We start from the raw sequence: 12094 nt of genomic DNA, 5'->3' as shown, positions 1-12094 counted from the left end.
GTCCGGGTCAGACCTCCACGAGGGTCTGCGCCTCCCGGACCGACCTGACCTCCTCGCGCGGCACCCGGCGGTGCCACACCCCGCGGTCGACGCGGGTCGCCCCGGCGGCCCGCGCCACGGGGTCGGCGCCCCCGAGGTGCTCCAGCAGCAGGTCGTCGCCGAGGTCCTCGACGACCAGCCAGTCCTCGCCGCGCCACCGGCCGACGGTGCGCACGTGCAGCAGCGCCTCGACCTCCTGCGCGGGGACGGCCAGCACCCACGTGCCCGGGGCCACCTCGTCCCAGCCCGGCCGTGCCACCTCGCTGCGCAGCCGCACCCGCAGGCCCGCCGGCCCGGGGTGCGGGGAGCACGGGTGCTCCTCGCCGCCGTGCCGGGCGCGCCAGCTCACGCCGGCACCTCCGCGTACCGCGGCGGGGTGAGCAGCCAGGTGCCGCGGTCGCCGTCCCAGGTGCCCCAGCGGTGCTCCCGGCCGTCCTCGCCGAGCTCGAACAGCTGGGCGTCGTGCGGCAGCTCCACCCCGTGCACCCGGTGCTCGCGGACCAGGGCGTCCACCTGCGGCGAGAACCCGAGCCCGACGAACGGGGCGTCCTCGACCACCCACCCGGCCACCGCGTCCCGGCCCTCCTCCGTGCGCCCGCCGTAGGCGGGGCGGTAGAGCTCGGGGCCCACCGCCGGCCAGCGCAGCAGGAAGACCGACCCGCGGTCCCCGACCAGCTCGGGGCCGTCACCGGACCGACCGAGGGCGCGCACCAGCCCCGTCGGGGTGGCGATGTGCAGCACGTCGTGCAGCTGGTGCACGTAGCCGGAGTAGCGGCCGTCGCCGCGGTCGAGCCGGGGGTCGACCTCGGCCACCGGCAGGAGCGCCTGCACCAGCGGGTGCACCAGGTCGGGCTCGGCGGCGACCTGCTCGGCCAGCGACGGCGCGGCCAGCCGCGCGACCGTGCCCGCCTCCAGCGTGAGGTGCCCGGCCAGCCCGGGGTCCACCGCCAGCCCCCACGTCGGGTCCGGCCAGCCGGCCGCCAGCTCCGGCAGCGAGACCACCCGGCCCGGCACCCCGCTGCGCCCGGTCGCCCGCTCCATGGCCGGCCAGCTGGTGAAGGCCACCAGCCAGCGGCGGTCGGCGGCCTCCAGCGTGCCCCAGCGGTGCGCCCCGCCCGGTGCGCGCTCGGCCAGCGGCACCACCAGCTGGGCCGGCCGCAGCAGCTGCAGCGCCGCCACCACGTCGTCCCGGGCCAGCGCGTCGGCCAGCAAGCCGTCGTCCATGACCCGGACCCTAAGCGGTGGTGGACGGTAGGGTCTCGGTCGTCCCGCCCCGCCGTCGGAACCGGAGCGATGAGCCAGACCCTCCAGGTGGACCCGGGCACCCCGGGCGCGTACCCGACGATCGGCGAGGCCGTGGGAGACGCCCCCACCGGCGCGACCGTGGTGGTCGCCCCGGGCAGCTACCCCGAGTCGCTGCAGGTGCTGGGCAAGGACGTCACGATCCGGGCCGCCGACGGCGCCGGCGAGGACGCCGAGGTCGTGCTGGCCGGGTCCGGCGACTACCTGGCCACCCTGGGCGTCCGCGACGCGACCGTGGTGGTGGAGGGCCTGGTGGTGGTCGGCGGCGACACCACCGCCGTCGAGGCCGAGGGCGCCCGGCTGACCCTGCGGTCGGTCACCGTGCGCGCCGGGCACGGCGCCGGGGTGCGGCTGTCCGACCGGAGCACCCTCACCGCGACCGGCTGCACCGTCACCGGCGGCACCCAGGGCCTGGTGCTCGAGGAGAGCGGCGGCACGGTCGAGGACACCACCGTGCGCGACAGCGGCGACGACGCCGTCCTCGTCCGGCTGGGCGCCGACCCGGTGCTGCGCAACCTCGTCGTCGTGGGCGGGCACCGCGGCGTCTACGCCTACCAGGGCGGGCACCCGGTGCTCGAGGGCTGCGACATCAGCGGGACGGCGGCCGCCGGCGTGCACGTCACCCAGAGCAGCTCCGCGAAGCTCACCCGCTGCAAGCTGCACGCCTGCGGCGGGCCCGGCGTCCTGTTCGACGCCGGCACCACCGGCACCGTCGACGGCTGCCGCACCGAGCGGACCGCCGAGCCCGGCGTCAGCGTCGACCCCGGCGCCCAGGTCGAGGTGCTCGAGGCCGCGCAGGGCGCCGCGGCCGGCGTCGGCGCCGCGGGCGCGGCCGAGCAGGGCGACCCGGAGCGGGTCGACGAGCTGCTGGCCGAGCTCGACGCCATGGTGGGCCTGGAGGGCGTCAAGGCCGAGGTCCGGGCCATCATCGACGAGATCCAGGTCAACGAGTGGCGGCGCAGCGCGGGCCTGGCCGTCGGCGGCGCCAGCCACCACCTGGTCTTCGCCGGCGCCCCGGGCACCGGCAAGACCACGGTGGGCCGCATCTACGGCCAGCTGCTGGCCGCGCTGGGCGCGCTGCCGGGCGGCCCCCTCCGGGAGGTCTCCCGGCGGGACCTGGTGGGCCAGTACATCGGGCACACCGCCGAGAAGACCGCCGCGGTGTTCGACGAGGCCGCCGGCGGCGTGGTGTTCCTGGACGAGGCCTACACGCTGTCCCGGCAGGCCGGCGGGGGCAACGACTTCGGCCAGGAGGCGATCGACATGATCGTCAAGCTGATGGAGGACCGCCGCGACACCCTGGCCGTGATCGCCGCGGGCTACACCGCGGAGATGCAGCAGTTCCTCGACGCCAACCCGGGCCTGGCCTCCCGCTTCGTCAAGACCGTGGAGTTCGAGAACTACGGCGCCGACGAGCTGGTGCTGATCATCACCCGGATGATCGGCGCCGGCGACTACCGGCTGGCCGACGACGCCGTCCCGCTGCTGGAGCACCACTTCGCCACGGTGCAGCGCGGCGCCGACTTCGGGAACGCCCGCGAGGCCCGCAAGCTGTTCGAGAAGCTGCGCAAGGTGCAGTCCCAGCGGCTGCGCGCGCTCGGCGCCCGCCCCGCGCTCGCCGACCTGCAGACGCTGACCGCCGAGGACGTGTCCCGCGCCCTCGCCGACGGCTGAGACCCGTGCCCGCCCGCCCGGGCGCCCGCGCCGCGCTGGTCGTCGGCGCGCTCGTCGCCGCCGTCCTCGCCGTGCCCGGGCAGGCCGCCGCCGTGCAGGTCTGCGACCAGCCCCTGGCCCCCGACGCCGCCGTGCAGGACGTGCCCTGGGCGCAGGCCGGGTACGACCCGGCCGCCCGGCTGTGGCCCTTCAGCCGCGGCGCCGGGGTGACCGTCGCGGTCGTGGACACCGGGGTGGACGCCGCCCACCCGCAGCTGGCCGGCCGGGTGGCCGAGGGCGTCGACCTGGTGCGCGCCCAGCCCGGCGCGGGGGTGGACTGCGTGCCGCACGGCACCGGCCTGGCCGGCGTGGTGGCCGCCCAGCCGGTCAGCACCACCGGCATGGTCGGCCTGGCCCCGGACGCCACCGTGCTGCCCGTGCAGGTCTCCGACGACGTCACGGTGACCGCCGGCGGGGACGAGCCGCTGTCCCCCGACCTGCTGGCCGCCGGCATCGACGCCGCGGTCTCCGCGGGCGCGGCGGTGGTCGACGTCGGCGTGGTCGCCGGGTCGGGCAGCCCCGCCCTGCAGGCCGCGGTGCAGCGCGCGGTCGACGCCGGCGTGCTCGTGGTGGCCCCCGTGGGCGACGGCCACGTGCCCGACCGCGACGACCCCGGACCCACCCCGGAGTCGCTGACCCCCTACCCGGCGGCCTACCCCGGCGTGGTCGGCGTCGGCGCGGCCACCCGCACCGGGGGCCGGCTGCAGACCTCCCAGGTCGGGCCCTACGTCGACCTGCTCGCCCCCGGCGAGGACGTCGTGTCCACCGGTGTCGTCGGCCAGCGCGTCTACGAGGGCACGGGCATCGCCACGGCCTTCGTCGCGGCGACCGCCGCCCTGCTGCTGGCCCTCCCCGACGCCGAGCGCGCCCGGCCCCTGCCCGACGCCGGCCCGGACCGCGTGGCCGCGCTGACCGAGCGGCTGCTGGCCACCGCCACCGGCGGGACGGACTCGCAGCGCTACGGCACCGGGGTGCTGGACCCGGTGCGGGCGCTCACCGAGTCGCTGGCCTCCGCCGGGCCGGCTGCGGCCACGCCGTACCAGGCGCCCCCGGTGGACCCGCAGGAGCAGGCCCGCGCCGAGGCCCGGCAGGCCTCCGGCACGACGGCGGGCCGGGTGGCCGCGGTGCTGGGCGCGGTGCTCGTCGTCGGGTTGCTCGCCGGGCTGCTGGTGCCGCGGGCCCGGCGCCGCCGCTGGCGGACCGGCGTGGCCCGCCCGGTGGTGCGCCCGGACGACCCGCCCCGCTTCCTGTCCGGCGACGCCCTCTACCGGCGCGGCCCGACCCCCTGACCCGCGGGGACCCCCCGGACGCGACGAGGCCACCCCCGCCGGGCGGGGGTGGCCTCGTGCTGCGGTGCGGGGTGCGTCAGGCGACGACGCCGGTGTTCGTCGACTCGGTCGACGAGGCGGTGTCGGCGGCGCTGTCGAGGCCGCCGGCCCACTGGGTCAGGGCCGTCTTGATGTTGTCCGACGCGGTGGACCACTGGGTCTGCCGGCTGGAGTAGGCCTGCTGGGCGTCGGAGTCCCAGGTGCTGTACATGGCGCGCACCTGCGACTCCAGGGAGGACAGCTGGCTCTCCATCGAGGAGACCGCGGAGCGGACGCTGGCGGCGCCGTCGCCCTGCATGTTCCAGTCGACGGCGTAGGTCGAACCACCACTCATGATCTGGTCCCTCCCTCTCAGGCGAGCCCGGCGGTGATGCCGGTCGTCGTGCTCTGGACGCTCTGCATGGCCGAGGACTGCTCCTCGTCGCCGGTGTCGTAGTTGTTGGCCGCGGTGCGGATGTCGCCGCCCATCGCCGTCAGTGCGGCGTGCAGCTTGTTGACCTCGGTCTCCACCGTGCTCTTCACCTGGATGAACGAGGTACCACCCCGGCCCTTCCAGGTGGACTCGAGGCCGCTGAGCTGGCCCATCAGCGAGTTGAGCATGCCGCGGATGCTGTCGGCGGTCTGCTCGGCGCCCGTGGCGAAGGAGCGCATCTGGACCGGATCGGCATTGGTCGCCATGTGGTCTCCCACCTCTCTCGTCGTCGTGGAGGCGCCTGAGCGGCACCAGTTAGCGGGGCGAAACTACCCGGCTGAAGCGAGTCGCGCGAGTCCGGTCACTGGCTGTTCACCCGTTCGGCACGCTCAGAGAGGGAGTCGGGCGTCCGTGACGTCCAGCGTCGGGCCGGCCGGCAGGCGGGCCACCAGCGAGCTCGGGAGGGCCACCGGGGTCACCCCGGCGTAGCCCAGCACGGCCAGGGTGTCCTCGTCGGGCACCGGGTAGCGGACCCCTGCGTCGGTGACCAGGAACAGCCCCCCGGTGGTCGCGGTCCCCGAGCCCTGGGCCAGCACCACCGCGCCGCCGCCGGGCGCGACCACCACCGAGTCGGCCAGCACCGCGCCGTCGGCACCCACCCCGCCGGTGGCGGCCGCGATGTCGGTGCCGGCGACCTCGGCCTGCACCGAGACCTCGGGCAGCTGGGCGGCCCCCGTGAACGAGGCGCACACCGTGCTCTCCGCCGAGGTCACCGCCGCGGGCTCGGGACGCTGCGCCGGCGGGTCGGCGTCGGTGCGCTCGGCCAGCTCGGCGCGGGGCACGGAGTTGGCCTCGGCGGCCGACAGCGGCACCGGTTCGACCGCCCGCCCGACGTACACGGTCGAGGTCAGCGACGGGTCGGCCAGCAGCAGGTCCTTCTGCACCGCGGTGATCTCCTCGATCCCCCCGCGGGTGACCTGGTAGTACTGCGCGCCCTCGCCGGAGCCGACGACCCGGACCTCCCCGACCACCGCGCCGGCCAGCGCGGAGGGCTCCCCGCGCCCCTCGGCCGGCTCGGGCACCAGCGCGTTGCCCGCCGGCATCGCGTTCAGCCAGGCGGTGCCGACCTGCACCTGCGGCTGGGTGCGGTAGGTCAGGCCCTCGAGCACCGCGTCCTCCTGCGGGACCGGGTACTGGTGGCCGGCCCACACCAGGTGCAGCGAGCCGTCCTCGACGTCGCGCACCAGCACGGCCGCCTGGTCCACGGGGTCGCCGCTGGTGGTCGAGCGGCCGACCACCAGCTGGGTGTCGGGCACCTCGTCGCCGCTGCCCTGCTCGGGCGGGGTCGAGCACAGCGTCCAGGGGGCGCCGAGCAGCCGGTCGGGGGCGGGCATCGAGTCGGGGGCGTCGGGGATGCCCAGCCGGGGCCCGCGCGGCACCCCGGCCAGCGACGCCGCCGACACCTGCACGGTCGTGGCGGTGCCCATGAGCAGCGCGCCGCTGGCCAGGTTGGGCACCGGGTGCAGCCGCTGGGTGCCGTCGGCGTCGGGCAGGTAGGCGAACCGGGCGCCGGTCTCCTCCTCGACGACCACCTGGCCCGAGGTCTGCCAGGTCGTGTTGCCCCCGGGCCGGACGACGCCGATGACCCCGGCGACGGCGAGGGTCAGCGCGGCGACCATGACGCTGCCGAAGACCGCGCCGCCCATCCGCCGCAGCGGGGTGCGGGCCGGGTCGGCCTCGCGCAGCACGAGCCCGGAGACCAGCCGGCGCACCGACGACTGGTAGCTCTGGAAGAGGTCCTTGCGGCTGGCCACGGCGGATCAGCCGTAGAGCCCGCGGACGTAGCCGTACAGGCCCGCCACCACGCAGACGGTGGGCACCAGCGCCAGCACGAGCACCACGTCCAGCACGTCGGCCACCCGGCCCAGGTAGGGGCTGGGCGGGCGCACCGCCCAGGCACGGCCGGCGGCGAGCGCAGCCAGCGCCAGCACGAGCAGCACCGGGACCGCGAGCACCACCCGGTCGGCGGCGTCCAGGCCGAGCGCGGCGAGGGCCAGCAGCGCGACCGCGAGCGCCCCGGTCGCGGCGAGCGGCAGGCGGTGGCGCAGCGCGGGGAACAGCCGCGTGCGCAGCAGCGACACCGCGGCGACCAGGCCGACCAGCACCAGGGCCGACGTGCGGGCCGACGCGACGAGGACCGCGCAGCAGACCACCGAGACGACCGCCCCGCCGCCGAGCATCCCGGTGAGCAGCTCGTCGGAGCGGCGCACCCGGGCCTCGACCCGGCTGCGCGGCGCCGGGGTCTCGTCGGCCAGCAGCTCCTCGGGCGTGGTGGGCAGCACCGGCACCGGCAGCCCGCCCAGCCGGATGCTCAGCAGCGGCACCAGCGGGGTGGCGGCCAGCACGACCGCCAGCAGCACCGCGGCGGTGTCGACCGCGTCCATCGCGCCGGGCAGGGCGAGCAGCCCCCCGAGCCCGCCGAGCAGGCCCGCGGTGATGCCGGCCGAGCTGTACTGGGTGCGGTCCCCGACACCCAGGTGCACGGCCAGGGCGACCACCAGCACGACCAGGGAGGCGGTCAGCACGTGCACCGGCTGGAGCTCGGCCAGGGACTGGTCGCCGAGGGTGACCACCAGCCCGCCGAGCGCGGCCGCCGGCAGCGCCAGCACGCCCAGCAGGGCGCCCGCGGCCGTGTCGCCCAGGGCACGGGCCAGGCCGACCGCGAGCAGCACGCAGCCCACGGCGGTGCCCAGGGCCACCAGGCCGGTCGTCGTCCAGCCCGCGTCGGGGCCGGCGGTGAGCAGGAGCGCGAGGGCCGCGAGGACGGCGACCGCCGTACCGGTCAGCCCGGCCCGGCGGGTGTCGGCCGCCGTCCAGGACCGGCTGACCGCCCGCGCGCCGGAGGCGACCGCGTCCACGACGTCGTCGTAGTCCAGCTCCGGCCACTCCTGGTGCCGCGGCACCAGGTGCAGGACCTCGCCGTCGAGCACGCCCGCCGCGCCCAGCGAGCGGGCCGGGTCGACCGGTGCGCCGTCGGGCCGGCGCAGCACCCAGCCGCCGTGCACCTGGCCCTCGTCGGCGAGCTCCTCGCCGGCCGCGCGCAGCAGGCCGGGCAGCAGCTCGGCCACCGGGACCCCGTCGGGCAGCGCCACGTCCACCCTCCGACGGGGCGCCGCCACGGTCACGCGGGCCAGGCCGCCGCCGATCGCACGGGTCATCGGTGTCGAGCTCCTCGGTCGGGGCGGCACGGGGCAGTGGCATGCGGTGGGCGCCCATACGATACGGAGATGTCCGAGGCCGAGCGGCCCCGGCGCGGGCGGGGAGGTCGATCCAGCTGAGCACCGTGGTGATCCGCCGCCAGCCCCGGCGGGACGCACCCGAGCTGCCCACCGGCGACGTCGTCGTCGACCCGCCCCCGGAGCTGCCCGGCGCCGCCGGCCGGCGCTGGACCCAGGTGCTCATGGTGCTGCCCATGCTGGCCGGCGCCGGGGCCATGGCCCTGCTGTTCACCGGCGGGCGCGGCGGCCCGCTGGGCTACCTGGCCGGCGGGCTGCTCGGCGTCAGCGCCCTGGGCATGGTCGTGATGATGGTGGCCAACAGCGGCGGCACCTCCAAGGCCGAGATGGCCGAGGCCCGCCGCGGCTACCTGCGCCACCTGGCCCTGCACCGGCAGAAGGTGCGCGCCAACGCCGTCCAGCAGCGCAGGGCGATGCTCTACCGGCACCCCGACCCTGACCAGCTGTGGGTGACCGCGGCCAGCCACCGGCTGTGGGAGCGCCGCCGCGACCACGCCGACTTCGGCGTGGTCCGCATCGGCATCGGGCCGCTGGCGCTGGCCACCCCGATCGTGCCGCCGCAGACCCGCCCGCTGGACGAGCTCGAGCCGCTGGCCGCGGCCGCGCTGCGCCGCTTCGTGCTGGCCTACAACTCGGTGCCCGACCTGCCGGTCGCGATGGCGGCCAACGGGTTCTCCCGCGTGCACCTGACCGGCGACGTCGAGCGCGCCCGGTCCCTCACCCGGGCCGTGCTGGCCCAGCTGGCCGTCCACCACGCCCCCGACGACGTCCTGGTCGCGGTGGTGGCCGGCACCGAGGAGCGCGCGCAGTGGGAGTGGGCCCGCTGGCTGCCGCACTGCCTGCACCCCGAGCGCTCCGACGCGCTGGGCCGGTTGCGCCTGCTCACCCCGACCGTGCCGGCGCTGGAGGCGCTGCTGGAGGACGAGCTGGCCGCCCGGCCCCGGTTCGACCCCACCGGCCCGGCGACCTCGGTCACCGGGCCGCACCTGGTCGTGGTGCTCGACGGCGGCGAGGTCGCCGGCTCCAACCACCTGATGACCGACGGCGGCGTCGAGGGCGTCACCGTGCTCGACCTGTCCACCCCGCCGCCCCGGCTGCTGGACCGCGCGACCCTGGTGCTCGACGTCGACCGCGACGGCACCGCCCGCAGCCGCACCCTCGAGGGCGAGGCACCCATCGGCCGGGCCGACGAGCTCGGCGTCGCGGGCATCGAGGCGCTGGCCCGCCAGCTGGCCCCGTTCCGGCTGTCCGCGGGCCCCCGCGGGGAGCAGGCGATGAGCACCGCGATGGGGCTGGCCGAGCTGCTGGATATCTCCGACCCCTACGAGCACGACGTCGCCCGGGGCTGGGCCCCCCGGCCCAACCGCGACCGGCTGCGGGTGCCGATCGGGGTCGGCCCGGACGGCGCCCCCATCGAGCTGGACATCAAGGAGTCCGCGCAGGACGGCATGGGCCCGCACGGCCTGCTCGTCGGGGCGACCGGGTCGGGCAAGTCCGAGCTGCTGCGCACCCTGGTGCTGGCGCTGGCGGTCACCCACGACTCCGAGGCGCTCAACTTCGTCCTCGTCGACTTCAAGGGCGGTGCGACCTTCACCAAGCTCGACCGGCTGCCGCACACCAGCGCGGTGATCACCAACCTGGCCGACGAGCTGCCCCTGGTCGACCGGATGACCGACGCGATCAACGGGGAGCTGCTGCGCCGCCAGGAGCTGCTGCGCACGGCCGGCAACTACTCGTCGCTGCGCGACTACGAGCGGGCCCGCACCTCGGGTGTCCCGCTGGCGCCGGTGCCCAGCCTGCTCATCGTCTGCGACGAGTTCAGCGAGCTGCTCAGCGCCAAGCCCGACTTCATCGACATGTTCGTGCAGATCGGCCGGGTGGGCCGTTCGCTGGGCGTGCACCTGCTGCTGGCCAGCCAGCGCCTGGAGGAGGGCCGGCTGCGCGGCCTGGACACCCACCTGTCCTACCGGATCGGCCTGCGCACCAACTCGGCGATGGAGAGCCGCGTCGTCCTCTCCGCCCCCGACGCGTTCGAGCTGCCCCGCGCCCCGGGCCACGGCTACCTGAAGTTCGGCACCGACCCCCTCGAGCGCTTCCGCGCGGCCTACGTGTCGGGCACCTACAAGCGCCGGACGGCGGGGTCGGTCAGCGAGGGCCGCAGCGAGGGCGCGGTCGTCCTGGAGTACGACACCCAGTACCTGGCTCCCCCGGTGGACACCGACCGCGACGAGGACGCGCCCGTGGTCGAGGACGACGCGGTGGGCGAGAGCCTGCTCGACGTCCTGGTGGAGCGGCTCGAGGGCGCCGGGGCGCCGGCGCACCCGGTGTGGCTGCCCCCGCTGAAGGAGCCGCCCACGCTGGACCAGCTGCTCGCCCAGCTCGTCGAGGACCCGCAGCGCGGGCTCACCGCCGCCAACCCCGACCTGTGGGGCCAGCTGCAGGCCGCCGTCGGCCTGGTCGACCGGCCGCTGGACCAGCGCCGCGACCCGATGGTGCTGGACTTCGCCGGCTCGGGCGGGCACGCGGTCGTCGTGGGCGGCCCGCAGTCGGGCAAGTCGACCCTGCTGCGCTCGGTCGTCACCGGGCTGGCGCTGACCCACACGCCGCAGGAGGCGCAGTTCTACTGCCTGGACTTCGGCGGCGGCACCCTGGCCTCGCTGCGCGACCTGCCGCACGTGGGCTCGGTCGCCGGGCGGATGGACGTCGACCTGATCCGCCGCACCGTCGCCGAGGTGCGCGGCCTGCTCGCCGACCGCGAGGCACGCTTCGCCCGGCTCGGCATCGACGGCATGCCCACCTACCGGCGCCGGCTGCGGGCCGGGCAGGTCGACGGCGACCCCTTCGGCGACGTGTTCCTGGTCGTCGACGGCTGGGCCACCGTCCGCAGCGAGTTCGACGACCTCGAGGCCGTCATCACCGACATCGCCGCCCGGGGCCTGGGCTACGGCGTGCACGTGGTGGTCGCCGCCAGCCGCTGGATGGACTTCCGGCCGGCCATCCGCGACCTGCTGGGCACCCGGGTGGAGCTGCGGCTGGGTGACCCCAACGACTCGGCGCTGGACCGCCGGACCGCGGTGAACGTCCCCGCCGACACCCCCGGCCGCGGGCTGAACGCCGACCGGATGCACGTGCTCACCGCGCTGCCGCGCATCGACGGCGGCCAGACCGTCGACGACCTCGCCGACGGCGTGGCCGGCCTCGTCGACGCCGTGGCCCGGGCGTGGCAGGGGCCGGTCGCACCCGCCGTCCGCCTGCTCCCGCCGGTGGTGGAGTACGCCGACCTGCGGCCGGTGCCGGAGAAGGGCTTCGCCGTCGGCATCGCCGAGGCCGACCTGGGCACCGTGCACCTGGACCTGCGCACCGACTCCCACCTGGTGGTGTTCGGCGACGCCGAGACCGGCAAGAGCGCCTTCCTGCGCACCTTCGCCCGGCAGGTCCAGGAGACCTGCACCCCGCGGCAGGCCAAGATGCTGGTGCTGGACTACCGGCGCAGCCTGCTCGGCTGCGTGGAGGGCGAGCACCTGCTGGCCTACGGGACGTCGGCCGCGCAGGCGCGGGACATGATCGCCGAGGTCGCCACCGTGATGGACAAGCGCCTCCCCGGGCCCGACGTCACGCCCGAGCAGCTGCGCGACCGCAGCTGGTGGACCGGCCCGGAGCTCTACCTGCTGGTCGACGACTACGACCTGGTCGCCGCGGCCCAGCCCAACCCGTTGACGCCGCTGCTGGACGCGCTGGCCCAGGGCCGCGACGTCGGACTGCACCTGGTGCTCACCCGTCGCTCCGGCGGCGCCGGCCGGGCCCTGTTCGAGCCGGTGCTCATGCGCCTGCGCGAGCTGTCGACCCCCGGCATCGTGATGTCGGGCAACAAGGACGAGGGCGCGCTCGTCGGTGCGGTCAAGCCGCAGCCGCTGCCGCCGGGCCGGGGTTTCCTGGTCACCCGCCGCGAGGGCACCCGCCTGGTGCAGCTCGCCTGGACCCCGCCGGGGGTCTGACCGTGCCCG

At 76.7% G+C, this 12094-nt stretch carries 9 protein-coding genes; 3 read left to right on the top strand and 6 right to left on the bottom strand.

Features of this window, described 5'->3' with window-relative positions; translation table 11 throughout:
- Positions 1-7: 7 nt before the first annotated feature.
- Together BM158_RS04010 and BM158_RS21460 are read right to left on the bottom strand one after the other, a co-directional pair.
- Entirely contained in the window at positions 8-388 is a 381-nt protein-coding gene (locus tag BM158_RS04010; RefSeq protein ID WP_091554889.1) for a hypothetical protein, read from the bottom strand.
- Positions 385-1263: an SseB family protein gene (locus BM158_RS21460; RefSeq protein WP_091554887.1), complete on the bottom strand. Its 879-nt coding sequence runs from the start codon at positions 1261-1263 to the stop codon at positions 385-387. The genes BM158_RS04010 and BM158_RS21460 overlap by 4 nt, the downstream gene beginning before the upstream one ends.
- A gap of 69 nt (positions 1264-1332) precedes the next feature.
- On the opposite strand from BM158_RS21460, the gene BM158_RS04000 reads away from it, so the two are divergent.
- Positions 1333-3015 carry a right-handed parallel beta-helix repeat-containing protein gene (locus BM158_RS04000; RefSeq protein ID WP_091554885.1) on the top strand — a complete coding sequence of 561 codons (1683 nt, stop codon included), beginning with the start codon at positions 1333-1335 and terminating at the stop codon, positions 3013-3015.
- 5 nt (positions 3016-3020) lie between these two features.
- Entirely contained in the window at positions 3021-4343 is a 1323-nt protein-coding gene (locus BM158_RS03995; protein WP_109504821.1) for a S8 family serine peptidase, read from the top strand.
- Positions 4344-4419: 76 nt separating this feature from the next.
- On the opposite strand, the gene BM158_RS03990 is transcribed toward BM158_RS03995, so the two are convergent.
- The 4 genes from BM158_RS03990 to eccD form a co-directional block, all read right to left on the bottom strand.
- Entirely contained in the window at positions 4420-4716 is a 297-nt protein-coding gene (locus tag BM158_RS03990; protein WP_091554883.1) for a WXG100 family type VII secretion target, read from the bottom strand.
- A gap of 17 nt (positions 4717-4733) precedes the next feature.
- Positions 4734-5060, bottom strand: a complete 327-nt coding sequence (locus BM158_RS03985; protein WP_091554881.1) for a WXG100 family type VII secretion target — start codon at positions 5058-5060, stop codon at positions 4734-4736.
- A gap of 123 nt (positions 5061-5183) precedes the next feature.
- Positions 5184-6608 (bottom strand): type VII secretion protein EccB, encoded by a 1425-nt coding sequence (gene eccB, locus BM158_RS03980; protein ID WP_091554879.1) that lies wholly within the window; start codon positions 6606-6608, stop codon positions 5184-5186.
- 6 nt (positions 6609-6614) lie between these two features.
- Positions 6615-8012: a type VII secretion integral membrane protein EccD gene (gene eccD, locus BM158_RS03975; RefSeq protein WP_207506149.1), complete on the bottom strand. Its 1398-nt coding sequence runs from the start codon at positions 8010-8012 to the stop codon at positions 6615-6617.
- A 125-nt stretch (positions 8013-8137) separates the two neighbouring features.
- Here eccD and eccCa point away from each other — a divergent pair, with 125 nt between their 5' ends.
- Complete coding sequence (eccCa, locus tag BM158_RS03970) at positions 8138-12085, top strand: type VII secretion protein EccCa (protein WP_229827921.1); 3948 nt, start codon at positions 8138-8140, stop codon at positions 12083-12085.
- The last annotated feature ends 9 nt before the right edge of the window (positions 12086-12094 follow it).

The organism is Klenkia taihuensis, assembly GCF_900112525.1.
GTDB lineage: Bacteria > Actinomycetota > Actinomycetes > Mycobacteriales > Geodermatophilaceae > Klenkia > Klenkia taihuensis.
Note: the sequence above shows the minus strand (reverse complement) of the source record. Positions and strands in the feature narration are given on the sequence as shown.